Below are 25,251 nucleotides of genomic sequence, written 5' to 3'. Positions count from 1 at the left end.
GGTTGCTCGGTCGCGGTACGGGGCGCGGCGTTCCGGCCTCCATATCGGCCGATGAGGGGGGACGCCAACTCCCTTCTGCCGTCGGTCTCCTCGCGCAGCCATCCAAATCGCGCCGGCGAGAGCGGATCGAATGCCGTTCGGCGAAGTTTACGGTGCAACCACCAAACATGGGAGACGGACATGGCAAGCCTCGAAGAGACCCGCGAACGGATCCGCATCACGCCAGAGCCGCAACCGGTGACGGTCTATTTCAACGACGTCGTGGTCGCTTCGACCAAGGAGGCGCTGAAGCTCGAGGAGACGGGCTACGACCCGGTCTACTACATTCCGCGCGACCGGGTCGAAATGGCCTATTTCGAAGAGACCGACAAGCGCACCACCTGCCCCCACAAGGGCGAAGCGCGCTACTGGACGATCTCGGCGATGGGCCGCGCCGGCGAAAACGGCGCATGGTCCTACGAAACGCCGCACGAAGGCGTGAAGGAGATCGCCGGCTACGTCGCCTTCGACAGGGACGCCGTGCGGATCGAGGTGGACGAGGCCCCCACCAAACAATCGTGGTGAGGTTCCCCCCGCTGTTCACCGCCGCCGGGGCGTGACGCGTCGCCTGCGGAGCCGGCCCGGGATGCGCTCTCGACCGGATAGCCGGGGCCGGCGGGGATCGCCCGGAAACGTCCCGGCGGATCGCGCCGGGACTGGCGGCGAGACGATCCCGCCGCCAATACCGCCGCAAGGCAGCCCGACCGCCTATTGCGTTTGCATGGCCCCCATCCCGCCATGGCCGGCGTGATCGGTCTTGCCAGTGGCGTTCGGCTTGTCGACGGCGAGTTCGACGTCGACCTCGCCGGCTTTCTCGAACTTCAGCGTCAGCGGAACCCGCTCGCCCTCCTTGAAGGGCCTCTGGGGCTTCACCAGCATCAGATGATAGCCGCCGGGTTCCAGTGTGACCGTCTGGCCCGCGGGTATGACCAAACCGTTCTCGACCGGGCGCATGGTCATGACGTCGCCGTCCATCTTCATCTGATGGATCTCGACCTTGCCGGCCGCCGGCGTCGAGCCGCCGAGAAGCGTGTCGTCGGACGTTCCGGTGTTCTCGATGGTCATGTAGCCGCCGGCGACCGGCGCGTTGGGCAGCGTCGCGCGGCTCCAGGGATGTCCGATCTGCAGATCGCCGAGCTTGTAGGAATGGGCGTAGGCCGTCGTCACGATGGCGATGGCGGCGGCAAGGGCGGTTGCCGCGAGGGTGACACGCATGAGAGGTCTCCGGATGAATCGGCCGCGCCGCTCCTTGGGCTGCGGCGAATTGAAGTGTCGGACGGTTCAGGCGGAGAGAACCGGCGGGCCGCGCTGGCGGAGTTCGCCGCGCGGCAGCGGTCTGGAGAAATTTCGGCTGCTCTCGAAACGAAGCTGCGCGGCCGTATCCGGATCGGTGAAAATGACCGGCGCAACGTCGGAGCCGAGCGTCGCCGGAAGCGGCCCGGACGCCCCGCAGAGCGTCGCGCAGGCGCAGTCGGGGCAGTGTCCCGAGCCGCCGCCAGCGGGCGCGTCGGCTCCTCGCCAATCCACCGGAGCCGGCGCCCCCGAACAGAGGATCTGCGGCCCGTCGGCGAACGCCACGTCGAGGCACGCCTGCCCCGCGGCGACCGCCTGCAGCAGCATGAGCTGGACGAGGACGGCGGCGATGGCCGCCGCCGAGGATCTGTCACGGAGGAACAGCCGAAAGGCGCGCATGTCCGAGCTTGTGGCAGAGAACCGGGCGACTGTCATCCGCCCGGTGCGGGCCAGACGACTTTCCTCCAGGCCGGCGCCCGGAGGAGATCGAAGCGTAGCGACAGCGTCGCGACGCGTGCGACTGACCGTCCGTCAAACCGCGGCAAACTTCCGTGAAGCGCTTGAAGCGCCGGCGACCTGCGGCTACGCCTTGCCCATGACGTCATATCGCGCCCTCGCCCGCCTCTTCGCCGTCCTCATCGTCCTCGCGCTCGGCGCCGCGCCGGCTGCGGCCTTCGACACCAAAGCGCCGACGGCGATCCTTCTCGACGTCGGCACGGGACGCGTTCTCTACGAGAAGAACGCTGACGACCCGATCCCGCCGGCGAGCCTCGCCAAGCTGATGACCGCCGCCGTCGTCTTCGACATGATCAGGAAGGGCGAAGCCTCGAAGGAGGATACGTTCGAGGTCTCCGAAAAGGCCTGGCGCGAGGGCGGCGCCAATTCCGGCGGCTCGACGATGTTCCTGCCGGTCCACAGAGAGGTCGCGCTCGGCGACCTGATCAAAGGCCTGATCATCCAGTCGGGCAACGACGCCGCGATCGTGATCGCCGAGGGGCTGGCCGGAAGCGTCCCGCAATTTGCCGAGAAGATGAACGCCGAGGCCAAGGCGATCGGCCTCTCGCACTCGCATTTCGTCAATCCGCACGGCCTGCCGGCGGAAGGCCAGCAGGTGACGATGCGCGATCTCGCCGTCCTCGCCGAATATCTGATCAAGACCTTCCCGGCGGAGTATCCGCTGTTTTCCGAAGAGAGCTTCCGCTTCAACGGCATCACCCAGAAGAACCGCAATCCCCTCCTCGCGCTCGGCGCCGACGGGCTGAAGACCGGCCATACGGCGGCCTCGGGCTACGGCCTCGTTGCGTCCGCCACGAAGGACGGCCGGCGCATCGTCCTCGCCATGTCCGGCATGACGTCGGCCGAAGAGCGCGCCCGCGAGGCGAAGCGCCTGATGGATTTCGGCCTGCAGGACTTCGAGGAGGTGACGCTGGTTAAGGCCGGCGAACCGCTGGGCGCGGCCGAGGTCGCGGGCGGCGCGGCGCGCACCGTGGCGCTGGTGGCACGACAGGACCTGGCGGTGCTGGTGCCGCGCGGCAGCCTGTCGGGCGTGACGCGCCAGATCGTCGGCAACGGCCCCATCCCCGCCCCGGTCGCGAAAGGCCAGCGGGCCGGCTGGGCGCTGTTCACCCGCGGCGACGAGACTCTTCGCGAAGTGCCGCTGTTCGCCGCCGAAAGCGTATCCCGGGCGAACGTCTTCTCGCGCATCGCCGGAACGATCGCCGATCAGTTCGCCCCCGCCCCGGCTTCGGTGCCCGCTCCGCTCTCCGACTGACGTCCCTGATCCGAGGCATGCGCGCGACACATGGCTGAGCGATTGCGCTTGACGCGGCGCAGCAAAACGTCGATATGACGGGCATCACGCCGTGATCGCGCGATCGTCGTTCTTCAAAGCTCATCCTTGAATTTGGAAGCATGCGGCGAAATCGGATCGGCCTTTTGGCTCCTGCCATCGGCCAGCCCGACACGGCCCGCCGACCCGTCCGCCCGCGCGAAGACGGTCGGCACTTTCAGCGGCCCCGAAAACACCGGGCCGCATGCATCCAAAGGCATGCTTTGACCTCTCAGAATTTCCAGGCGTTCGGCCTTGCCGACACGCTTCTCAACGCGCTTGCGCAACTCTCCATCACCGAGCCGACGCCGATCCAGTCCCAGGCGATTCCCGCCGTCATGGCCGGCCGCGACGTTCTCGGCATCGCCCAGACCGGCACCGGCAAGACCGCGGCCTTCTCGCTTCCCGTCATCCACGCCCTCCTGAAGAAGGGCGGCCGTGCGGCGCCGAGGCAGACGAAGGTGCTGATCCTGACGCCGACCCGCGAGCTCGCCTCGCAGATCGCCGGCAACGTCAAGTCCTACACCGTCGGCACCAAGATCAGCCACACCACCGTCTTCGGCGGCGTCTCGATCCGTCCGCAGATCGCCACGCTTCAGCGCGGCGTCGACATCGTCATCGCGACGCCCGGCCGGCTGCTCGACCTGATGAACCAGCGCGCCATCGACCTTTCGGCGGTCGAGCACGTCGTCCTCGACGAGGCCGACCGGATGCTCGACATGGGCTTCGTGCGCGACGTCATGAAGATCGTCGCCAAGCTGCCCGCCGAGCGCCAGTCGCTGCTCTTCTCGGCCACGATGCCGCGCTCGATCGGCGACCTCGCCGCCAAGATCCTGACCAAGCCGGTTCGCGTCGAGGTGACGCCGGAAGTCGTGACCGTCGAGAAGATCGACCAGAGCGTCTTCCTCGTTCCCCAGAAGGCCAAGAAGCACTGGCTGATCGACCGGCTGTCGGATCAGAGCCTTGCCAAGGTGGTGATCTTCACCCGCACCAAGCATGGCGCCAACCGGCTGGCCGGCGATCTCGAAAAGGCCGGCATCCCGGCGCTGGCGATCCACGGCAACAAGAGCCAGGCGGCCCGGCAAAAGGCGCTCGCCGCCTTCCAGCACGGCTCGGCGCGGGTTCTCGTCGCGACCGACATCGTCGCCCGCGGCATCCATGTCGACGAGATCAGCCATGTGGTGAACTTCGATCTGCCGGAAGAGCCGGAGAGCTACGTCCACCGCATCGGCCGCACGGCGCGGGCCGGCCATTCCGGTATCGCGATCTCGCTGATCGATCCGTCAGAGCGCGCCAAGCTCAAGGCGATCGCCCGGCTGACGGGCCAGAGCCTCGAGCCGCAGAAGACCGACTTCGTCGTGCCGGAAGGCGCGACGAACGACGTCGACGACCGCCCGGCACGCGACGCCCGATCGCCGCGGGGCCGCAACGGCCAGCAGCAGCGCCGCGGCAACGGCGGACAGGGCGCGCCGCGCAATGCCGGTGGCGGCGAGAACCGCAGACAGGACAAGCCCGGCGGCAACCGTCGCCGGCGCAGCGGTGGCGGCGGACAGCGCCGGGCCGTCGCCGGCGCCTGACGCCAGGCAGTCACGAATGAAGAGCGGAGCGCGGGGGAAACTCCGCGCTCTTTTTTCGTCATTGGGATGCGGCGCGTCGAAGGATCGGTGTTTCGATCCGCACGGTCATCCACGTTGTATTGACCCATCGTGTCCGACGCCGTTGGCCGTCCCCCGAAAGACGCGAGATCCGCGTGGCGGATTCGCCGCAAAGCCGGACCCTTCGTCATCCCGGCCTCCGAGCCGGGATCCACTCCTCTGCGTCGATTTTGCAGTTCGCTGCAGAAAAAACAGTGCCTTGGCAAGGGCGCGCGAGATGTCGTCACCGATTTGGAATGGTTCCCGGGTCAAGCCCGGGATGACGAGGCGGTGATGTTTCGCCTCTTGCTCGGCGAGGGGGCACCGCGCGAATTACCGGCTACAGCTCCGGCGCGGGGCGCGACGCTCGGACGCCGTCCCGCCCGTTCCGCAGCACGACGTTGCGCGACGGGCGCCAGATCGCCATATCCCATGCAGGTTGAACGTTAGGAGACGGCGATGGCCGAGACGGTGAAGGTCGACATCCCCCACAAGCTCACCCGCGAGGCGGCGAGAGGCCGCATCGAGGGCGGCTTTGCGAGCCTGCGCCAGGACATGCTCGGCGGCATGGTGAAGTTCGAGGACAGCTGGGACGGAGACCATCTCGATTTTCGCGCCCGCGTCATGGGCCAGACCGTCACCGGCCGCCTCGACGTCCTCGACGACAACGTCCATGTCGAGATCGACCTGCCGGGCTTCCTCGCCTCGATCGCCGGCAAGCTGAAGGGCAAGCTGCAGAAAGAGGGCACGCTGCTTCTCGAAAAGAAGTGACGCGCCGGGCGATGCGCGCCGACGAGGCTTCCGCGCCCAGCCTCGGACCGACGGGCGAGGACACCGTGGCGCCCGCCCGACGATGACCGAAGCGCCTTGCGGCCTCACCCCTTGCGGCTTGCCGCCGAGAGCGCCGCGTCGCGCATCTGGCTGAGCGTCTGGCGCGGCGTCAGCGCCTCGGGCGAGATCACCAGATCGAGGACGGCGCCGGTCGGCGAGGCGAGCGCCCGTTCGAAGGCGGCGGCGAAATCCTCCGTCCGCTCCACCCGCTCGCCGTGAAAGCCGTAGGCTTTCGCCAGCATGACGAAGTCCGGGCTCTTCATGTCGGTGCCCGAGACCCGCGCCGGATAATGGCGCTCCTGATGGGCGCGGATCGTGCCGTAGATGCCGTTGTTGAGGACGAGGACGATCGGCTGGGCGCCGGCCTGCCTGGCGGTGGCGAGTTCCTGCGAGGTCATCTGGAAGTCTCCGTCGCCGGCAAAGCAGACGACGGTGCGTTCGGGATGCACGACCTTGGCGGCGATTGCCGCCGGAACGCCGTAGCCCATGGCGCCGGCCTGCGGTGCCAGCAGCCGCGCCTTCGGCCCGAACTTGAAGAATTTGTTCGGCCAGACGGCGAAATTGCCGGCGCCGTTGGCGAGAATCACGTCGTCGGGCAACACCTCGCGCAGATGCGCCGTCACCTTGCCCATGTCGACGGGCGAGGGAAGGTCGGGCAGGTCGAAGCCGGCTTCGTAGGCCGCGCGGGCGGCCGATCGCCATCCCGCCCAGTTGCCCGAAACGGGCTTCATCTCACCCAGCGCATCGGCAAAGGCGTTCGGCCCGGCATGGACGCCGAGAGCCGGACGGTAGACCTTGCCGATCTCGCGATCCGAGCCGTGGACGTGGACGATCCGCTGCGCCGCCTCGGGAACGTCGAAGAGCCTGTAGCCGTCGGTCGAGTTCTCGCCGAAGCGGACGTTGACGGCGAGGATGACGTCGGCCTCGGCGAGGAGCTTCTTGATGGCCGGCGCCATGCCGACCCCCGCTTCGCCGCAGAAGGTCGGGGAGAAGTTGTCGTACTGGTCCTGATAGCGGAAGACCGACACGACCGGGATGTCGGCAGCCTCGGCGAAGGTCTGGAGTTTGGCAGCCGAGCCTTCCCGCCAGTTGCAGCCGCCATAGAGGATCAGCGGTCGCTCGGCCTCGCCGAGGATCTCGCCGAGGCGCGTCATCGCCGCAGCCGGCGGCGCGGGCTCGAAGATCTCCGTCCGGGCCGACAGGGGGGCAACGTCGGTCGTCGCCGTCAGCATGTCCTCGGGCAGCGCGATCACCACCGGACCGGGCCGGCCGGTGGTGGCGGTGATCCATGCCTTGGAAAGGATTTCGGGAATGCGCTCGACCTGGTCGATCTCGACGGCCCATTTCGCCATGGTGCCGAAGACCGCCGGGTAATCGAGTTCCTGAAAGGCCTCGCGGCCCTTCATGTCGGTGCCGACCTGGCCGACGAGGAGAATCATCGGCGCCGAGTCCTGCATGGCGGTGTGAACGCCGATCGATGCATTGGTGGCGCCCGGACCTCTCGTCACCATGCAGATGCCGGGGCTGCCGGTCAGCTTGCCGTAGGCCGCCGCCATGAAGGCGGCCCCGCCCTCCTGCCGGCACAGCACGTAGTCGAGCCGGCCCTTGGTATCGTAGAGCGCGTCGAGCACCGCCAGATAGCTCTCGCCCGGCACGCCGAAGCTCTTGGTGGCGCCCAGCGCCAACAGACATTCGACGAGTAGCTGGCCGCCGTTTCGCATCGATCGCATTCCTTTTCCGGGGACCTTTCGGGAGCGCGGCAAAGCTGCGGCAAGCCGCGCGACGAACCGAAGTCCGCATGGCCGTGGAGATGACAGGATCTCCCGAGGCCCGCAATCCCTCCCCTCCGTTCCGCCACCGCCGCGCTTTCGATCGCTCCCCGCCATGAAGCCTGCCGAACGTGGGGCAGGCCCTTTCGAGCGACCTCCTCCCGCGCGGACAAGGGTGCCGACCCATGCGCGGCTCGAACGGATCGAAGTCCGAGACGATCGTTGCCTCTCGGCATCAACGGCCGGTCGCCGCCAGCAGCGTACCGCCCAGGGCCCGGCCGGTGTCGCCAAGCAGCGCGATGTAATCTGCGCGCACGTTTCTTCGGCGCGCGAGTATCGACGTGGTTTCGACGTTCGCGACCCTCATGGAGCCGCGCGGTCGAAGCTTCGCGATGGATGGAGAAGAGACACCGGATGTGGCGCTCCGATACGCGGAACCTTCTTCGAAGCCAACGACATCCGGTGTCGACGTCAGTTCTACTGGGAGGCGGTTACCGTTCCCTTTACTCGGGACCGGCGACCCGAAAATCTTTGCCCGGCCCTTCGCGGGGAACGGCACCGAGACAGCGCGCAGGCGGCCAGTCGCCACCGATCAGCCGTCGGAGGACAGCCGCGTGTCGTTCGCTTCCAGACGCAGGACGCTCGGGGCGAGACCGGCCGCGACGATCGCGTCGACCACGTCGATCACCCGCCACGGCATCCACCGGCCGCTCAGCGTTTCGGCCTGCAACGTCAGGCAGGCGACCACCGTGGCGGCCTGCGCAGCCGCCAGCCCCTCGAGGAAGGCGCCGGACTTTTCGGTGATCGCGAGGCGGGTTTCGGTCCGTTCGAACGGCGAATAGATCGCGATCTCGTCGACCAGCCGCGGGATCCGCAGGCACAGAACGCGCGGCACGCCGTAGACGAGAGCCAACAGCGCGGAAAGAGAATCCTCCGCCGAGCGGTCCGGCAGTTCGGCTCCGCTGCCACGGCGATCGACCGGTTCGATCGTCGAAGAGAGTGCGGTGGGGGGATGGTGGCCGTTCGGCAAGAGGCATCTCCCAAGGTGCGCGACGTTCCGCGTGTCCGGCGACCGGGTCGGCGGACGTCGGCCCGGACCGCGGCGAAACACCGATCTCCGAGGAGATCGAGTCACGATGATTTGTGCAATGCAATATAGCGGCCCGCGGAGCCGTTCAATCGTTCTTAAGTGGCAGATGTCCGCAAGCCCGCGGTCGGATGGATCGACCGGGACGGTCGGGGCGGAGCCGGATGGTCAGGCCGCCTGCCGGACGCCGGATTTTCGGCGAACGTCCGTCGTGCCGTGCAGGGCGGCGCTGGCTTCCGTCAGCTGCCTGTAGCATTCGGAGAAAACGTCGAGATCGACCGGCGCCTGACGGATCAGCGCCCGTTCGATGGTATCGCGGGAATATCCGGCCTTGAGAAGCGCGCCGACGAGCGCGCTGACGAGTTCGGGTTCTTCGAGACGTCGGACGGAGCGCTCATACATGGTGGTCGTGTCCCCCTCATCGGCCGGGTCGTCGGCGGCAGGAGCGACTGCGGATCCGAACCTGGCGGTCGATCGACCTGAGCACGCAAAGCTGACCCGAAGCTTGGGGACTTCGGCATGAAACTGCCGAAAAGCGGCCGGATGGAAGGTATCGATCGCAATGGCAGCAATGACGATGATCGTTTCCCCCTTTAGCCGCCTCGATGACGATTCGGTCCTCCTCGCCGATGGGGCGATGGGAACGAACCTTCTTGCGGCGGGTCTTCCCGCCGGCGTGGCGCCGGAACGATGGCTGACCGAACGACCGGAGGCGATCGCCGCGCTCCACCACGCCTTCGTGGCAGCCGGATCGGACGTCGTCCTGACCTGCTCCTTCGGCGCGAATGCCCCTCGCCTCGCTTTGTGGGGCGCCGCCATGCGAACGCGCGAGCTGAACCGCCTCGCCGCGGATCTGGCGCGTCGGGCGGTAGAGCGCGCATCGCGGCCGGTCCTGGTCGCCGGGTCCGTCGGGCCGACCTGGCGGGACGCGGTGTCGGGGTACGCGTCGGCCGAGGACGAGGCCGTCGGGGTCTTCGCCGAGCAGATCGCCGGACTGAAGGCCGGCGGGATCGATTTCGTCTGGCTCGAAACCATGGTGTCGGCTGCAGAAGCGAGAGCAGCCGCAAGGGCCGCGATTTCGGTCGGCCTTCCCTACGTCGCCACCGCGAGCTTCGGCGCCGGCGGGACGACGCCGGCCGGCCTGTCTGCGCCTCAGTTCGCCGCTGTCTTCGAGGGACTGGAGGTCGCCCCGCTCGCCATCGGCACGAATTGCTGCGAGGGGCCGGACACGACGCTCGCCTGCGCTGCCGCGATGGAACGCCTGCCGGGCGTCCGTCTCGCGGTAAAGCCGAATTGCGGCCTGCCCCGGAGCGTCGGCGAAGATGCGGTGCATCCGGAAGGGCCCGGCTCGATGGCGCGGTTCGCGAAGGCGGCGATCGAGCGCGGAGCCACCATTCTCGGTGGCTGCTGCGGGGCGGAGCCCGCCCATGTCGCGGCCATGCGGCAGGTGATCGACCGCCACGGCCGAAGATCGTGAATGAGACGAACCGGGAGGCCTCGACCGCTAAAAGAGAGAGGCCCAGGCGAGCCCGAACTGCCGGCCCACGGCGACGGTTCACGCACATCGGCAGCACCACATCGGCGTGCACCGCAAAAATTTGCGCCCCCGATCGTCGGACCCAGGGCGAAATTCAGGTTAACTTAACAAAAATTCGACTCTCATCGGCCGTTATCACAATTGGCTCGGTTTGGTCATGCGGTCTATCGTCGCGGTCGTCGTTCTCGTCCTGCTCACCGGCCACGCCGCCTTCGCAACCGAAGCGGCGGGCTCCGTTCCCCAGCCGAACGACGACGCCCATGTCTGGGTGCTGATCTCCGCCGGGCTGGTGCTGTTGATGCAGATCGGCTTCCTCATGCTCGAAGCCGGTCTCGTGCGGTCGAAGAACTCGATCAACGTGGCGCAGAAGAACCTGCTCGACCTGCTCCTGTCGATCGTCGCCTTTGCGGCCATCGGCTTCATGATCGCCTTCGGGGCAGACAGCGGCTACGGCTTCGGCCATGAAGAGCGCTTCGCCTTCCTGCGCGACCTGACGCCGGCCGAACACGCCTTCTTCGCCTTTCAGGTGATGTTCTGCGGCACCTCCGCCACCATCGTCTCGGGCGCTGCCGCCGAGCGTCTTCGGCTGGCCGTCTACGGCGTCGTCTCGTTGCTCATCGCCGCCTTCATCTATCCGGTCTTCACCCATTGGGCCTGGGGCAACGCGCTCCATCACAGCCAATCGGCCTTCCTCGCCAATATGGGCTTCATCGACTTCGCCGGATCGACGGTCGTCCATTCGACCGGCGCCTGGGTCTCGCTCGCCGCCTGCATCGTGCTCGGGCCGCGGATCGGCCGCTTCGCTCCCGACGGCACGCCACGCCGCATCCAGGGCCACAGCGCCGTCCTGGCGACGGTCGGGGCGATGATCATCTTCGTCGGCTGGATCGGCTTCAACGGCGGCTCGACCATCAGGGCGACGCCGGCGATCGCCGGGATCATCGCCAACACCGTGCTGGCGGCAGGGATCGGCGGCACGGCAGGCTATGTCTACGGGCTCTGGAAGGACGGCATCGCCCGGCCGGAGATGCCGATCTGCGGCCTGATCGGCGGCCTCGTCGCCGTCACCGCCGGGTGCCACATCCTCGACGGTCTCGGCGCCATGGCGATCGGTCTCGTCGGCGGGCTGGCCGCCATCATCGGCAATGACATCGTCGCCCGCTGCCGCGTCGACGACGCGGTCGGCGCCATCGGCTGCCACGGCTTTGCCGGCATCGCCGGAACCCTCGGCCTCGCCCTCCTCGCCCCGAGCGAAGCGCTGGTCGACGGCAGCCGGCTCGCCCAGCTCGGCATCCAGGCGGCAGGCGCCGGCGTCAATTTCATCTGGGCGTTCCCGATCGCCTATCTGTTCTTCAAGCTCGCCGACCGGATCGAGCCGATCCGGGTCAGCCCGGCGGACGAGGAGCGCGGCCTCAACCATTCCGAGCACGATACCGTCCTCGGCACCGGCAATGTCGAAGCGGCGCTGGGCGGCTTCATCTCCGGCACGATCGACCTCAGCCACCGTCTTCCCGTCGAGATCGGCGACGAGGCCGAGCGGGTCACCCGCCTCTTCAACGGCTTTCTCGACGAACTCGAAAACTCGGAGATGGCCCGGCGCGATCACGAGGCGCTGCGGCAGCGAACGCGCGAGGCCGAACGCCTGACCGCCATCGGCGATGCCGCCTTCGAAGGCCTCGCCGTCGTCGTCGAGGGGCGCGTCGTCGACATGAACGCGGCCTTCGCCCGATTGCTCGGCGCGGATGCCGTCACGCTGAACGACATGCCGATCGACGGCCTCGTCGAGGCGGCCGGCCGGGACGTCCTCGCGGGGATGACGGATGCCGACGCCACCAGGGGGTTCGAGCTCTCCCTGCGGCGGCTGGACGGATCCCTCATTCCCGTCGAAGTCCGCTCGCGCGCCATCGTGCTTCGCGGCGTTGCCGCGCGGGTCATGGCCTTCGTCGACATCAGCGAGCGAAAGGCCGCCGAGGAGAAGCTCCGCTTCACCGCCCACCACGATTCCCTGACGCAACTGCCCAACCGGGTTCTCTTCACGAGCCGCCTGGAAGCGGTGATCATGCGGGCGCGGGAAACGCGGCGCAGCGCCGCCCTGATCAGTGTCGATCTCGACCACTTCAAGGACATCAACGATCTCTACGGCCACCCGGCGGGCGACGCGGTGCTGCGCGCCACCGCCGACCGGCTGCGCGAAGCCGCCGGGCCGACCAGCATCGTCGCGCGCCTCGGCGGCGACGAATTCGCCGTCGTCCTGACCGAGACCGCCTTCCGCAACCAGGTCGCCGATCTCGCTTTCCGGATCGTCCGGACCCTCTCTGCGCCGGTCGACGTCGGCAACGGCATTCAGATCCGGCCCGGCGCCAGCATCGGTTTCGCCCTCGCCCCGGACGATGCCGTGGAACAGGAGGCGCTGATCTCGCGCGCGGACGTCGCGCTCTATCATGCCAAGCGCAGCGGACGGAACACCTTCGCCGGCTTCGAGACCGGCATGGACGCAGAACTGAAGGTGCGCCGCGAGCTCGAGGCCGATCTCGCCAAGGCCGTCGAACGGGGCGAGCTGTCGCTCTGCTTCCAGCCCCGCGTATCGATGAAGACCGGCACGATCATCTGCTATGAAGCTCTCGCCCGCTGGAACCATCCCGAACGCGGGCTGATCGGCCCCGGCATCTTCATTCCGATCGCCGAACAGTCCGGCAAGATCGACGCGATCGGCAACTGGGTGATCCGCGAAGCCTGCCGCCTCAGCCTCGACGATCTCGCCGGCGCACCGATCAGCGTCAACGTCAGCGGCCATCAGCTGCGCAGCCGCGGCTTCGTCGAAAACGTCCTGCAGATCATCGAAGAGGCGCGATTCCCGCCCGAACGTTTCGAGATCGAACTGACCGAGAGCATCCTCGTGGAGGATCGCGACCGGGCGCTGGCAATCCTCAAGGCGCTGAAGCGGCGCGGCATCAAGCTCGCCCTCGACGACTTCGGCACCGGATATTCCTCGCTGAGCTATCTCAGGGCCTTCCCCTTCGACACGATCAAGATCGACCGCAGCTTCATCATGAACCTCGCCCACGACGACAGCTCGCTGGCAATCATCGAGGCGGTGATGAATCTCGGACGGGCGCTGAAGCTCTCGATCGTCGCCGAGGGCGTCGAGACGGTCGAGCAGCTCACGATCCTGTCGAGCCGGAGCTGCGACGAAGTGCAGGGTTTCCTGTTCTCCAAGCCGCTGCCGGTCGACGCCGTTCCCCGCACGATCGACGACGCTTTGGCCGGAATCCTGCGCAAGGTCGTCGAAAGCAGCCGCCCGCTGACGCGCCGCGCCGGGTGATCGGGTAAAGGCTTTCGCACGGCGCCCCGAGGTGCCACTCTGACCGGAAGGCCCCGCGAACGCGACGCGCATTGCGTAAGTAGCGCCGAAGTCTGAGTTCAAGCCTCGACGACGTCGATGAAGCTTTCCGGCGCGTCGGTCTCGATCTCGACCACCCAGAAGTCCGGGTCGAAGCGCGCCTCCCGCCCGAACCTTTCGTCGAGAGCGGCCTCGTCGGCCGCCTGCTCGGCCATGAAGCGCCGGCTGCCGTCGTCGTCCGCAAGGCTCTGGACCGCCGGGCCGAACAGCGTGATGGCGCCATCGCGCGAACGGGCGACGACGAAGATCGCGCCGGCGGCATCGGCGCCGCGGCGCACTACGGCGGCGAAGCCGCCGGCCGCAAACAGCCGTCGCACCAGTTGGGCGACGAAGATCTCGCTGGTGATCCGCACCTCGAAGGGCTTATTCGACGAGGCCGATCTCGGCAAGCCGTTCGAGGACCCGGGGCTCCGGCTCGCCGGTGACGTCCATGCCTTCCAGGGCCTCGAAGGTTCGGATCGCCGCCCTGGTCTTTTCGCCGAGCACGCCGTCGACGGTGAGGCTGGCAACCTGGGCCGAGGACAGCGCCGCCTGGATCATCTTGACCCGGTCGGGCTCGGCGAGCGCGGCGAACCTGCCGCCGGAAGCCGGCTTCGGTCGTTCGGCGGCGCTCGGAGCGACGACCCGCCCCCCCTGCCCCGAGGAGATCGAGGCGGTCTCGGCCGGATCGGGCCGTTCGAGCGGCCTCGGCGCCGGCGCGGGCACGTGCGCCAGACGGCTGGCCGTTTCCTCAAGCGAGGACGGTGCTGCCGCCCGCTGCTGCACCGCTGCCGTCGGAGCCGGAACGGCCGGCGTCTCGTCGGCTCCCTGCGATGGCTCGGGCACGGTCGTCGCCGCCGAACCGAACCTCTCCGGCGCGGGGGTGCTGGCGACAAGCCGCGTCGCCAGCATCGGGTTCTGATGCCGGCCGTGCTGCTCGTAAAGGCCGTTGACCGTGACGCTGGTCGCCGTCACGGCGAAGACGGCGATCCCGGTCGACAGGGCCGGATGGCGCGCGACGAGACGCAGGAAGCCGGTCGCTGCGCGCGACGACAACGCTGCGGCCGTGTCGAGCAGGCCTTCAGGCCGAGCGGCGCTTTTCACGGTTTTGCGTCTGGGAGTTCGTTTTGCTGCGGGCATCACTCAACGCGACGATCTTTTCCTGGGGTGAATCGGACGGGTCCTCGGCGGCGGGCGACCCGGCGGCGGGAAGCCGGATCGTCACCATCGTGCCGACGCCCGGCTGGCTCTCGACGGTCATGCCCCCACCGTGCAGTTCGGCGAGGCCCTTGACCAGCGACAGGCCGAGGCCGGTCCCCTCGTAGCGCCGCGACAGGCCGGAGGAAACCTGGACGAAGGGGATTCCGAGGCGGGCGATGTCGGCCTCGGCGATGCCGATGCCGGTGTCGCTGACCAGAAGCTCGCAGAAGCCGTTGCGCACGCGGCTTTCCAGCGTCACCGCTCCCGCCTCGGTGAATTTCAGCGCGTTGGCGACGAGGTTGAGGAGGATCTGGCGGCAGGCCCGGCGATCGGCGACGAGGGTGACGCCGGCGCCCGACCTGACGTCGAGCCGAAGCCCCTTGCGACGGGCTTCCTCGCGCATGAAGTCGCCGACTTCCGTCATCAGGGCGGACAATTCGAACGGCTCCGGGTCGAGTTCGTAGCGGCCGGCCTCGATCTTCGACACGTCGAGGAGGGTGTTGACGATCGACAGGAGATGCTCGCCCGACTGGCGGATCAGGCCGACATATTCCTTTTGCTTGGAACTTTCGAAGCCGCCGAAATACTCCTGGTCGAGGACGTCGGAAAACCCGATGATGGCGTTGAGCGGCGTGCGCAGCTCGTGGCTGACGGTGGCGAGGAAGCGGCTCTTGGCCGCCGAAGCCTCCTTCACCGTTTCGAGATCGCAATCGGCGTTCACCGCGCCGTCCGACGCCGCGGCGAGCGCGATGGTGACGACGGGAGCGGACTTGCCGGAATCGTCGGCTTCCTCGAGGCGGCCGATCGTCAGAACGAAGCGATCGAAGCCGCCGTCCGCCACCTTCAGCCGCGCCTCGACCTGCCCCGGCGCGCCTCCGGCGCGCGCGGCATCGATCGCCTGCATCACCGAAAGCCGGTCGGCGACGTGGCACAATTCGCCGAACAATTCGCCGGGGCATCCCCACGAAGGGCCGGCCATCGCCCCGGCGGCCGCCGTCGACGCATGGTCGATCCGGCCGCCCTGCGAGACCTCGAACATCATCGCGCCGAAGGATTCGGCCGCACGCCGGCAGGCCGAGCGCTCCGAAAAGCCGCCGGTGCGGCCTTCCGGCAGGCCCGTGCGAGCGGGATGGCGCCTGAGGCTGGCAAAGCGCAGGCCATAGAAGAGGACGAGAAGTCCGAGCGCCGTCTCGCCGGCGGGCAGATGCGAGAGGCCGAGGCCGCCAGCCAGCAGCAGACTGCCGCAGGCGAGCGAAACCACCGCCAAACCGCCAGCCAGCCTGAAGCGTCCCGCCGCCGCGGCCTCGAGCGGCAGAACGGCGAGGATCACCGTCGCGAAATTCGCCATTTCGGGGTTGCCCTGGGCCGCAAGAGCGAGCCCGACGGAGACGATCGTGCCCCAGAACCAGAGCACCGCGTCCGGCCGCCCGGCGATCGACAGAAAGGCTGCCGATGCGAGCGCCACGGCCGCGAGAATGAGCGGAAAGGCCGTCACGGACGCCGAATTGCCCATGGCCAGAAGAACCGGCGCCGAAGCGGCCATGGCGAGGGCGACGGCGAGGAAGCACCGCAGGACGAACGCCTGGAAGCGACGCTCGCCGCCTTCCGTGATCGACGGTGCGACGAACTCGTCGAGCCGCAGGTTCAGGAAGCGGATCGCGCCCCGTGGGACACGCCGTCCTGTGCCCGCTGGACGCTTCGACGCTTGCCTCATACTCGAACTCACCTTGGCAAATCACCCGTCGTGCCGGGCGGGCCGTCGAACGGCTCCCTGGCGACCGGGCGATCATGGCGGGGGCGCATTAAGGAAGCCATAAGCGGCGGCTTCGCCGAGCTTGTCCGAGGCCTGCGATCCCCAGGAAACTATGCGATTCATACGTTTTCGACGTGCGAACATGGTTAACGAATAGCAACGACGCAGCAGATCCGGCCGTGCCCCGGCTCTCTGCCGAGCCGAAGATCCGAATCGATCGACTTTTGCTAAAATTTTCGGAGCAATTTCAACGTGACCTTCCAGCCCACCTGCCAAGATGGATGAAATGAAGCCGTGGCCCGAAGCAGAGACGGGATCACGGCACGAGACCAACTGGACGGGGAACGGCGATGATTCGCTTCGTCATCAAGGTGGGGTTCTTTCTGGGGCTGATCGCGCTCGTCGTGCCGAGGGAGGACGACGGCACCGCCGGGCCGCCGATCAATCCCTTCGCGCTGCTTTACGGCGCACAGGCGGCGGTCTCCGACCTGTCGAACTTCTGCGAGCGGGCGCCTTCGGCCTGCGCGGCCGGCGGCGACGTCGCGAGATTTGCCGGCGAGCGGGTCGCCGAAGGCCTTGCGATCGCCTATGGCTTCGTCGGCTCGGCGGTATCGGAGCGCCGCGGGGCCGGTTCGTCCGGCGGCCCGGTGCAAACGGCAGGCACCGTGGCGGCCGAGCCCCGCAGCGGCTCCGGCGATGACGCCCCGGTCACGGCCTCGCCGGCGCGCACCGACGCGGTCACCACCGCGGCGATTTCGGCCAGGGCCCCGGCGATGCCCCATGTCGCCATCCCGCGCGACCGGGCGCTGGATGCTCCGGCAGGCGCCGCCCTCGGGCAAAGGGTCGTGGGCGCCGGCCGCCTGCCGAAGGTGGAGAGCCGCCCGCTGCAGACGGCGACGAGGAGCGACCGTCCGGCCAAGACCGTTCCGGTGCCGGTTCCCGCCCCCCGGACCTGACAGGGACGGTCGCAGCGCCTATATGTCGGCCACGCCGACAGCGACCACCGGATGGTTCGAGGCGGTTGCAAAGCCGGAGCCGGCATTGCGGCCGGAGTTTAAAGCCAGTCCGGCCGCAAGACGACAGCGCCTGAAAACCGGAGCGGCCATGCAGACGATCGACGAGATCATCGCGGATTTCGAGCTTCTCGACGACTGGGAAGACAGATACCGCTATCTCATCGAGCTCGGCCGGGCGCTGCCCGGCCTTTCGCCGGACGAGATGACCGAAGCGACCAAGGTGCGCGGCTGCGCCAGTCAGGTCTGGCTGATCAGCGAGAGCGACGGCGAGACCCCGCCGCATCTCTCCTTCCGCGGCGATTCGGATGCCCACATCGTCAAGGGGCTCGTCGCCATTGCGCTCGCCCTCTTTTCCGGCCGCAGCGCCGAAGACATCACCGCGCTCGACGCCGAGGCGCTGTTCTCCCGCCTCGGGCTCCAGGAGCACCTCACGCCGCAGCGCTCTAACGGTCTGAAGTCGATGGTCGCGCGGATCAAGAACGACGCCAGAGAAGCCGCCGCCGCGGCCTGAGGGCCGCCCCGTCGCGATCGCCGGAGCGGCCGACGCTCACGCCCGGCTCCGCCCGTCGCCTTCGTCCTTCGGCGCGCGCCAACGACGGATGCGCCCCTCCCGGATCTCGCCCTCGCGATCGAAACCGTAATGCCGGGCGAGCATGGCGAGCCCCGTCTTCAGGAGCAGCTTCGCCGAACGCGCCGGCCACTGCCGCTCGCGTTCCACCGTCTCCAGACCTTTCAGGAAGCAGCAGACGTCGAGGACGAGGCCGGAGAGTTCCGGGCCGACCGCCTCGCAGGCGGCAGATACTCGCTGTCTGGCATCGATCGCCGTGTCGCCGAGATCCCCGCCGCCGGCCCGCCGCGGGGCGCGGGGCATGGCATCCCACCGCTGGGTCAGCGACGGCGTCATCTGGCCCCGAGTGAAATCGGCGCGGATCCGCTCGCCGGCCATCGCCTCGGCGGCGCTGAGAAACGGCTCGCCGCCGCGTCCGCGCCGCGTCGCCAGCCGCGTCAGCGGCGTTTCCTCGTCGTTGAATCCCGGCCCCGCGCTCATCGCCGCACCTTCGACGACAGCTTGACGGCAATCCCGGTGTCGATGGCCCGGCAGGCGGTGATCGCCAGAGCTTCCAGGCGCTCCAGCATGAGATTGCAGGCCGCGTCGTCGCGCCGGTCCTCCACTCGCCGGATGGCATGGGCGATGCTCGTGCGCTCGCGGCCGAACGCCGTGCCGATCCGCGTCAGCGAGATGCCGAAGGTCGTGTTGGCGAGATACATCGCGGCGTGGCGGGCATCGCAGGCCCGGCTTTCGGCGCGGCTGGGCCGGCGGATCTCGGCCACCGGCACGTCGAAGCCGAGCGCCGCGATTTCCTGAGCGAGGCGGCAGGCGGCATCGGCGAGGCGGTCCCGATCGTCCTCTCCGGCCGCCGGTTCCGCAGGAGCGCGCATGAGCGCCCCCGCAGCCTCCCACCACAAGGGAGGCGTCCGACATCCCTCGGTTGCGCCCGTCGTTTCGCGCGGCATTGCCTGCTGCATGGTCCGGTCTCCTGGCCTGGGTTTTCACCGCTTATAAGCCAAGCCCGACAATATGTGAATATCTTCCTATCACGACAAAAATCCGAACCTTCTTCAAAGCTATACATTGCGGCGCTTTTAGGCAATTCCCCACAGAAAATCACGTCGACACCTGCAGGAAGATATCCCCGCCCTGCCCTGTCTCGGCGATGCTGGCCGGCGCCCCTTCAGCCGGAGTCCCAGCATGACGACAACCGACGACCTCGCTCCTCTCCTCGAAATCATGTCCGCCCGAATTCGCCGTCAGGTGGAGGCGCGGCGGGAAGAGGACCGCATCGTACGCGAGCGGCTCGAACTGCAGGCGGCGCTGCGGCGCTACGGCGCGGCCGGGCCCACCGTCGCAGAGGCCTGCCGCGTGGACGACGTCGGCCGGCTCGACCCTTTCGTCCACGGAGCGGTCGGCGAGCGCGTCGGCCGCGAACTCCGCCGCCAGACGCGTCTTCGCCGCAGCCGCGACCCGCGTTACGACATCAACCGCCACATCGTCGTCGCCCGCCTGACGCGCTGGCTGGCCGGAAGCGGCCGATGGATCACGGCATCGCCCGACGAAGCCGAAGCAGCGCATGGCAGCCGCGGCAGGACAGGCAAACCCCATGTCCGGCCCCACCGAGCCGGGAGGGACGCCTCGCCGCAGCACCGGTCGAAGCATCGGCGCCGGCCGAATCGCGTGCGACCAAAGTCTAATGTCGGCGAATAGACGGGCATGATGCGAAATCAGACCGTTGACATTGGTCCGCGCGGTGTCTCTCATCGCGCCGAAAGGAAGAGCCCGGGAGGAAATCGGGGTCTTTGCTTGTCCATTCGGGAGGAATTCGCATGCGCATCGACAAGAGCCTTCTTGCCGCGACGGTGGTCGCAGGCCTCGCAATGCCGGCCGGCGCCTTCGCGCAGGAGGTATCGGACGACGTCGTCAAGATCGGCATCCTCAACGACCAGTCCGGCGTCTATGCCGACTTCGGCGGCAAGTGGTCGGTCGCGGCGGCCGAGATGGCGGCGGCCGACTTCGGCGGAACGGTGCTGGACAAGCCGATCGAGATCATCAACGCCGACCACCAGAACAAGCCGGACATCGCCTCGAACATCGCCCGCGAGTGGTACGATACCCAGCAGGTCGACGCAATCATGGAACTGACGACCTCGTCGGTGGCGCTCGCCGTGCAGGGCCTGTCGAAGGAAAAGGGCAAGATCGACATCGTCACCGGCGCCGCGACGACGGAGCTGACCGGCAAGCAGTGCAGCCCCTACGGATTCCACTGGGCCTACGACACCCATGCGCTGGCCGTCGGAACGGGCGGTGCGCTGGTCAAGGCCGGCGGCGACACCTGGTTCTTCCTGACCGCCGACTACGCCTTCGGCTATTCGCTCGAGGAGCAGACCGGCAACTTCGTCAAGGAGAGCGGCGGCGAAGTGCTCGGCTCGGTCCGCCACCCGCTGGCCTCCAACGACTTCTCGTCCTTCCTTCTCCAGGCGCAGGCTTCCGGCGCCAAGGTCATCGGCCTCGCCAATGCCGGCCTCGACACCGCCAACGCCATCAAGCAGGCCTCGGAATTCGGCATCGTCCAGGGCGGCCAGAAGCTCGCCGCGCTGCTCTTCACCCTCGCCGAGGTCAACGGTCTCGGCGCCGAAGCGGCCCAGGGGCTGAACCTCACCGAGGGCTGGTACTGGGACCAGAACGACGAGAACCGCGAATTCGCCGAGCGCTTCATGGAAAAGACCGGCCGGATGCCGAACATGATCCAGGCCGGCACCTATTCGGCGGTGCTGAGCTATCTGAAGGCGGTGAAGGCCGCCGGCACCGACGAGACCAAGGCGGTCGCCGCCAAGCTGCACGAGCTGCCGGTCGAGGATCTCTTCGCCAAGAGCGGCAAGGTCCAGGAAAACGGCCGCATGGTCTACGACATGTATCTCTTCCAGGTGAAGAAGCCGGACGAGATGAAGGGCGACTGGGACTACTACACGGAAGTCTCCACCGTTCCCGGCACGGACGCCTTCCTGTCGGTGGAAAACTCCGGCTGCGACGTCTCCGCCTTCGCCAACTGAGTTCCGGCAGGTGACGGGAGGGGGGCGTCCGCTGCGGCCCCCTCCCTGCCACGACCGTCGGGACGACACGTATCTCTTTCGGGCCGAGTTGCCGGGGGAACCGACCGGCGGGTGGGATTTCGCCAAACCGGGCGAAACGTTGCCGGACGATCGGGGCCGCGCCTGCCTGGCCGAAAGCGGCTGCGACGTCGCCCCCTTTCCGGCAGGCCGAGCCGCCGCGGCCTGAAGTCGCGACGAAGGTCGCTCGCCACCGGACCATGGCCCGATCACGACAGGAGAACCCGAACGCAATGAGTGCCACTTCGTCGGACGCGATCCTGTCGGCCCGCGGCCTCACCAAGGAGTTCTTCGGCTTCAAGGCCGTGAACGACGTCGATCTCGACGTGATGGAAGGAACGATCCACGCCCTCATCGGCCCGAACGGCGCCGGCAAGACGACGGTCTTCAATCTCCTGACCAAGTTTTTGACGCCGACCGAGGGCCGGATCGTCTTTCGCGGCGAGGACATCACCGGGGTGAAGCCCGCCGACGTCGCGCGGATGGGGCTGGTGCGCTCGTTCCAGATCTCCGCCGTCTTCCCGCATCTGACCGTCCTCGACAACGTCCGCGTCGCGCTGCAGCGCAAGGAGGGTCTCGCCACGCAGTTCTGGCGCTCGAACCGCCTGCTCGGCCGGCTGAACGAGGAGGCCGAGCGGCTGATCGACGCTGTCGGCCTCTCCGCCTTTTCCGCCCACGACGCGGCCGAACTGCCCTATGGCCGCAAGCGCGCCCTCGAGATCGCCACCACCCTCGCGCTCGATCCGCCGGTGCTCCTCTTCGACGAGCCGATGGCCGGCATGGGCGTCGAGGACATCGGCCGCATTTCCGATCTCATCCGCCGCATCGCCAAGGGCCGGACGGTGGTGATGGTCGAACACAATCTCAACGTCGTCGCCGACCTCTGCGACCGGGTGACGGTGCTCGCGCGCGGCGAGATCCTCGCCGAGGGCGACTACGCCACGGTCAGCAACGACAAGCGAGTGCGCGAAGCCTATATGGGGAGCGACGATGAATAGCGCCGGAGCACAGCGTCCGAACGGCGCCGAACCGCTGCTTCGGGTTCGCGACCTCAATGGCTGGTACGGCGAAAGCCACGTCCTGCACGGCGTGTCGCTGGATCTCAACGAAGGCGAGACGATCACGCTCGTCGGCCGCAACGGCGCCGGCAAGACCACCACCTTGCGCGCCATCATGAACCTTCTGCCCAGGCGCGAGGGCGAGATCCGCATCGCCGGGACGGACATGATGAAGGTGCCGGTGCATCGCACCGCCCATCACGGCATCGGCTACGTGCCGGAAGAGCGCGGCATCTTCGCGTCGCTGTCGGTCTCGGAAAACCTCATGCTGCCGCCGAGGGTCGCCGAGGGCGGCATGAGCGTCGAGGAAATCTTCGAGCTCTTCCCGAACCTTGCCGAACGGCGGAACTCGCCGGGCACGAAACTTTCCGGCGGCGAGCAGCAGATGCTGGCGATCGCCCGGATCCTCAGGACCGGGGTGAAGATCATCCTGCTCGACGAGCCGACGGAAGGCCTCGCCCCGGTCATCATCCAGAGGATCGGCGACGTCCTGATCGAATTGAAGAAGAAGGGCATGACGCTGCTTTTGGTCGAACAGAATTTCCGCTTCGCCCGAAAGGTCGCCGACCGGTTCTATCTGATGGAAGACGGCCACATCCTGGAGAGCTTCCCGACGGCCGAACTCGATGCCAAGATCGACCGGCTGCACGAAGTCGTGGGCGTGTGAGGACCTGACAAAATGACGATGCTCTTCGGCATTCCCCTCCCTGCCCTTCTCGGCCAGCTCCTGATCGGCTTCATCAACGGCTCGTTCTATGCGCTCCTGTCGCTCGGCCTCGCCGTGATCTTCGGGCTCTTGCGGGTGATCAACTTCGCCCATGGCGCGCAATACATGCTCGGCGCCTTCACCGCCTATCTCCTGCTCTTCTACACCGGCATCGGCTTCTGGCCGGCGCTGATCGTCGCGCCCTTGATCGTCGCGGCCATCTCGGCGCTGATCGAGCGGACGATGCTGTCGCGGCTCTACGACCTCGACCATCTCTACGGCCTGCTCTTCACCTTCGGCCTCGCCTTGATCATCGAGGGCACCTTCCGCTGGTACTACGGCGCGGCGGGCCAGCCCTATGCCGGACCGGCCCTGCTTTCGGGCGGCACCAATCTCGGCTTCATGTTCCTGCCGAACTATCGCGGCTTCGTCGTCGTCGCCTCGATCGTCATCTGCCTCGCCGTCTGGCTCCTGATCGAGAAGACCCGGCTCGGCGCCTATCTTCGGGCCGCGACCGAGAATCCGCAGCTCGTCCAGGCCTTCGGCGTCAACGTGCCGCTGCTCCTGACGCTGACCTACGCGCTCGGCGCCGGTCTCGCCGGCCTTGCCGGCGTCCTCGCCGCGCCGATCTACCAGGTCTCGCCGCTGATGGGCTCGAACCTCATCATCATCGTCTTCGCCGTCGTCGTCATCGGCGGCATGGGGTCGATCGGCGGAGCGATCGTCACCGGCTACGTGCTCGGCATTCTCGAGGGCCTGACCAAGGTGTTCTATCCCGAAGCCTCCAACATCGTCGTCTTCGTCATCATGGCGATCGTCCTGATGCTTCGGCCGGCCGGCCTGTTCGGCAAGGAGATCTGACGATGTCGAGCCTCACCCAATCCGGCACCGCCGCGCCCCAGGGCGAGAGCATCGAGGCAGGCCACGCGCGGCAGAAGAACCTGTCGCGGATCGGCCTTGCGGTTGCCATCGTTGCCGTCGCGGGGCTGATCGCGGCGCCCTTCTTCGTCTATCCGGTCTTCCTGATGACGGTGCTGTGCTTCGCGCTCTTCGCCACCGCCTTCAACCTTCTCCTCGGCTATGTCGGGCTGTTGTCCTTCGGCCATGCGGCCTTCTTCGGCGGCGCCGCCTATTTCGCCGCCCATGCCGCCAAGGTGTGGGGATTCGAGCCGCTCTCGGCGATCCTCGTCGGCGCGGTCGGGGCCGGCCTCATGGGCCTTGCCGTCGGCGCCCTCGCCATCCGCCGCCAGGGCATCTATTTCGCCATGGTGACGCTGGCCCTGTCGCAGATGATCTTCTTCATCTTCCTGCAGGCGCCCTTCACCCACGGCGAGGACGGCATCCAGGGCGTGCCGCGCGGCGATCTCCTCGGCCTCGTCGACCTCAACCGGCCGCTGAACATCTACTATTTCGTGCTCCTCGTCTTCCTGTTCGGCTTCTTCGCCGTCTGGCGCATCGTCCACTCGCCCTTCGGCCACGTCCTCCAGGCGATCCGCGAGAACGAGAACCGGGCGATCTCGCTCGGCTACCGGGTGGAGCGCTACAAGCTCGCCGCCTTCGTCATGTCGGCGACGATCGCCGGTCTGGCCGGTGCGATGAAGGCGATCGTCCTGCAGATCGCGACGCTCACCGACGTCGCCTGGCAGATGTCCGGCGAAGTCGTGCTGATGACGCTGCTCGGCGGCATGGGAACGATCTTCGGCCCCTCGCTCGGCGCGGCGGTGGTGGTGACGATGCAGAACTATTTCGCGACGTCCGACGTGCCGGTTACCGTGATCATCGGCGTCGTCTTCGTGCTCTGCGTCCTGTTGTTCCGCAGAGGCATCGTCGGCGAGGCGATCCGGCTGATGAAGCGGTAAGCGGGAGGCTTCCCGCGACCGGCGCCGTCAGCCGAGCGCCGCGGTCAGCCAGAAACTGTCGGAATAGACGTAGAGGCCGGCTGCGCCGAGCGCGATGCCGTAGGGAACGCCGGTCTCCGTCTCCATCAGGCGATCGACGAACTCCACGCCCGTCACCGGCAGGAAATGCCCCCGCAGGACCAGCAGCGTCACCGTCAGCGCGCCGCCGACGAGGGCGGAGAAGAGAAGATACTCCGCCGACAGCATGCTCGGGCCGAACCAGAGCGCGGTCGCCGCGATCAGCTTGGCATCGCCGCCGCCCATCCAGCCGGCCGCAAACATCGCGAAGGTGACGCTGAGGCAGAGGAAGCCGACGAGGAGATGGCCCCCGAAGGTCGGCCAGGGCATGCCGACGAGATATGCCGCCGGCACGAAGGCGGCCGCGAGCACGATCATCACCCGGTTTTCGATCTTCATTTCCAGAAGATCGGTCAGCGCGCTGTAGATCATCGCGAAGGGAAAGACGGTGAGGAGCAAAACTGTGGTGAGCATGGCGTCTCCTTTCACCGCGGCGTCCCGATCGCAGGGACCTGCCACCGCGTTCGGCGCGAAGCACCTGC

The 25,251-nt window shown here is 67.7% G+C and carries 25 protein-coding genes; 13 read left to right on the top strand and 12 right to left on the bottom strand.

Annotation, left to right across the window (positions count from 1 at the left end; genetic code table 11):
• Positions 1–180: 180 nt before the first annotated feature.
• Positions 181–564 carry a DUF427 domain-containing protein gene (locus LZD57_RS01190; RefSeq protein ID WP_233717284.1) on the top strand — a complete coding sequence of 128 codons (384 nt, stop codon included), beginning with the start codon at positions 181–183 and terminating at the stop codon, positions 562–564.
• 183 nt (positions 565–747) lie between these two features.
• Here LZD57_RS01190 and LZD57_RS01185 read toward each other — a convergent pair whose 3' ends face one another.
• Together LZD57_RS01185 and LZD57_RS01180 are read right to left on the bottom strand one after the other, a co-directional pair.
• Positions 748–1,254, bottom strand: coding sequence for a copper chaperone PCu(A)C (locus LZD57_RS01185; RefSeq protein WP_233717283.1), 507 nt, complete (start codon positions 1,252–1,254; stop codon positions 748–750).
• A 66-nt stretch (positions 1,255–1,320) separates the two neighbouring features.
• Entirely contained in the window at positions 1,321–1,731 is a 411-nt protein-coding gene (locus LZD57_RS01180) for a hypothetical protein (RefSeq protein ID WP_233717282.1), read from the bottom strand.
• A gap of 196 nt (positions 1,732–1,927) precedes the next feature.
• On the opposite strand from LZD57_RS01180, the gene LZD57_RS01175 reads away from it, so the two are divergent.
• The 3 genes from LZD57_RS01175 (at position 1,928) to LZD57_RS01165 (ending at position 5,565) form a co-directional block, all read left to right on the top strand.
• On the top strand, positions 1,928–3,103 hold the full coding sequence (locus LZD57_RS01175; RefSeq protein WP_233717281.1) for a D-alanyl-D-alanine carboxypeptidase family protein: 1,176 nt from the start codon (positions 1,928–1,930) through the stop codon (positions 3,101–3,103).
• A 281-nt stretch (positions 3,104–3,384) separates the two neighbouring features.
• Positions 3,385–4,737, top strand: a complete 1,353-nt coding sequence (locus LZD57_RS01170; protein ID WP_233717280.1) for a DEAD/DEAH box helicase — start codon at positions 3,385–3,387, stop codon at positions 4,735–4,737.
• Between the two features lie 516 nt (positions 4,738–5,253).
• Positions 5,254–5,565 (top strand): polyhydroxyalkanoic acid system family protein, encoded by a 312-nt coding sequence (locus LZD57_RS01165; protein WP_233717279.1) that lies wholly within the window; start codon positions 5,254–5,256, stop codon positions 5,563–5,565.
• Between the two features lie 104 nt (positions 5,566–5,669).
• Here LZD57_RS01165 and LZD57_RS01160 read toward each other — a convergent pair whose 3' ends face one another.
• The 3 genes from LZD57_RS01160 to LZD57_RS01150 form a co-directional block, all read right to left on the bottom strand.
• A complete protein-coding gene (locus LZD57_RS01160) occupies positions 5,670–7,346 on the bottom strand; it encodes a thiamine pyrophosphate-binding protein (protein ID WP_233717278.1) in 1,677 nt (558 codons plus the stop codon).
• A 640-nt stretch (positions 7,347–7,986) separates the two neighbouring features.
• Positions 7,987–8,424 (bottom strand): hypothetical protein, encoded by a 438-nt coding sequence (locus LZD57_RS01155; protein ID WP_233717277.1) that lies wholly within the window; start codon positions 8,422–8,424, stop codon positions 7,987–7,989.
• A gap of 225 nt (positions 8,425–8,649) precedes the next feature.
• The gene (locus LZD57_RS01150) at positions 8,650–8,883 is read right to left on the bottom strand and encodes a hypothetical protein (RefSeq protein WP_233717276.1); all 234 of its coding nucleotides are present in this window, start codon (positions 8,881–8,883) and stop codon (positions 8,650–8,652) included.
• Between the two features lie 160 nt (positions 8,884–9,043).
• Here LZD57_RS01150 and LZD57_RS01145 point away from each other — a divergent pair, with 160 nt between their 5' ends.
• Complete coding sequence (locus tag LZD57_RS01145) at positions 9,044–9,958, top strand: homocysteine S-methyltransferase family protein (protein WP_233717275.1); 915 nt, start codon at positions 9,044–9,046, stop codon at positions 9,956–9,958.
• A gap of 217 nt (positions 9,959–10,175) precedes the next feature.
• Entirely contained in the window at positions 10,176–13,340 is a 3,165-nt protein-coding gene (locus tag LZD57_RS01140; protein WP_233717274.1) for an EAL domain-containing protein, read from the top strand.
• Positions 13,341–13,438: 98 nt separating this feature from the next.
• On the opposite strand, the gene LZD57_RS01135 is transcribed toward LZD57_RS01140, so the two are convergent.
• From LZD57_RS01135 to LZD57_RS01125, 3 genes are read right to left on the bottom strand one after another with little or no spacing between them, the layout of a single operon-like run.
• Positions 13,439–13,771: a DUF1491 family protein gene (locus LZD57_RS01135; protein WP_233717273.1), complete on the bottom strand. Its 333-nt coding sequence runs from the start codon at positions 13,769–13,771 to the stop codon at positions 13,439–13,441.
• Positions 13,772–13,781: 10 nt separating this feature from the next.
• A complete protein-coding gene (locus LZD57_RS01130) occupies positions 13,782–14,453 on the bottom strand; it encodes a peptidoglycan-binding domain-containing protein (RefSeq protein WP_233717272.1) in 672 nt (223 codons plus the stop codon).
• Between the two features lie 25 nt (positions 14,454–14,478).
• Positions 14,479–16,311, bottom strand: coding sequence for a sensor histidine kinase (locus tag LZD57_RS01125; protein WP_233717271.1), 1,833 nt, complete (start codon positions 16,309–16,311; stop codon positions 14,479–14,481).
• A gap of 389 nt (positions 16,312–16,700) precedes the next feature.
• Here LZD57_RS01125 and LZD57_RS01120 point away from each other — a divergent pair, with 389 nt between their 5' ends.
• A complete protein-coding gene (locus LZD57_RS01120) occupies positions 16,701–17,306 on the top strand; it encodes a DUF5330 domain-containing protein (RefSeq protein ID WP_233717270.1) in 606 nt (201 codons plus the stop codon).
• A 148-nt stretch (positions 17,307–17,454) separates the two neighbouring features.
• On the top strand, positions 17,455–17,877 hold the full coding sequence (locus tag LZD57_RS01115; RefSeq protein ID WP_233717269.1) for a SufE family protein: 423 nt from the start codon (positions 17,455–17,457) through the stop codon (positions 17,875–17,877).
• Between the two features lie 36 nt (positions 17,878–17,913).
• Here the strand turns inward: LZD57_RS01115 and LZD57_RS01110 are convergent, their stop codons facing one another.
• From LZD57_RS01110 to LZD57_RS01100, 3 genes are all read right to left on the bottom strand, one after another.
• Positions 17,914–18,414 (bottom strand): DUF6456 domain-containing protein, encoded by a 501-nt coding sequence (locus tag LZD57_RS01110; protein ID WP_420844710.1) that lies wholly within the window; start codon positions 18,412–18,414, stop codon positions 17,914–17,916.
• Positions 18,411–18,893, bottom strand: coding sequence for a helix-turn-helix domain-containing protein (locus tag LZD57_RS01105; protein ID WP_233717268.1), 483 nt, complete (start codon positions 18,891–18,893; stop codon positions 18,411–18,413). The genes LZD57_RS01110 and LZD57_RS01105 overlap by 4 nt, the downstream gene beginning before the upstream one ends.
• Before the next feature lie 139 nt (positions 18,894–19,032).
• Complete coding sequence (locus tag LZD57_RS01100; RefSeq protein ID WP_233717267.1) at positions 19,033–19,527, bottom strand: hypothetical protein; 495 nt, start codon at positions 19,525–19,527, stop codon at positions 19,033–19,035.
• A 221-nt stretch (positions 19,528–19,748) separates the two neighbouring features.
• Between LZD57_RS01100 and LZD57_RS01095 the strand changes: the two genes are divergently transcribed.
• The 5 genes from LZD57_RS01095 to LZD57_RS01075 all read left to right on the top strand — a co-directional run bounded on the left by LZD57_RS01095 (position 19,749) and on the right by LZD57_RS01075 (position 24,652).
• The gene (locus LZD57_RS01095) at positions 19,749–20,972 is read left to right on the top strand and encodes an ABC transporter substrate-binding protein (protein WP_233717266.1); all 1,224 of its coding nucleotides are present in this window, start codon (positions 19,749–19,751) and stop codon (positions 20,970–20,972) included.
• Between the two features lie 290 nt (positions 20,973–21,262).
• Positions 21,263–22,027: an ABC transporter ATP-binding protein gene (locus LZD57_RS01090; RefSeq protein WP_233717265.1), complete on the top strand. Its 765-nt coding sequence runs from the start codon at positions 21,263–21,265 to the stop codon at positions 22,025–22,027.
• Positions 22,020–22,754, top strand: a complete 735-nt coding sequence (locus LZD57_RS01085) for an ABC transporter ATP-binding protein (protein WP_233717264.1) — start codon at positions 22,020–22,022, stop codon at positions 22,752–22,754. The genes LZD57_RS01090 and LZD57_RS01085 overlap by 8 nt, the downstream gene beginning before the upstream one ends.
• A 12-nt stretch (positions 22,755–22,766) precedes the next feature.
• Positions 22,767–23,654: a branched-chain amino acid ABC transporter permease gene (locus tag LZD57_RS01080; protein ID WP_233717263.1), complete on the top strand. Its 888-nt coding sequence runs from the start codon at positions 22,767–22,769 to the stop codon at positions 23,652–23,654.
• A 2-nt stretch (positions 23,655–23,656) separates the two neighbouring features.
• Positions 23,657–24,652, top strand: coding sequence for a branched-chain amino acid ABC transporter permease (locus LZD57_RS01075; RefSeq protein ID WP_233717262.1), 996 nt, complete (start codon positions 23,657–23,659; stop codon positions 24,650–24,652).
• 27 nt (positions 24,653–24,679) lie between these two features.
• Here the strand turns inward: LZD57_RS01075 and LZD57_RS01070 are convergent, their stop codons facing one another.
• Complete coding sequence (locus tag LZD57_RS01070; RefSeq protein ID WP_233717261.1) at positions 24,680–25,183, bottom strand: A24 family peptidase; 504 nt, start codon at positions 25,181–25,183, stop codon at positions 24,680–24,682.
• Positions 25,184–25,251: the final 68 nt, after the last annotated feature.

Source organism: Jiella avicenniae (assembly GCF_021390325.1).
GTDB lineage: Bacteria > Pseudomonadota > Alphaproteobacteria > Rhizobiales > Rhizobiaceae > Jiella > Jiella avicenniae.
This window is presented reverse-complemented; position numbering and strand designations above follow the sequence as displayed.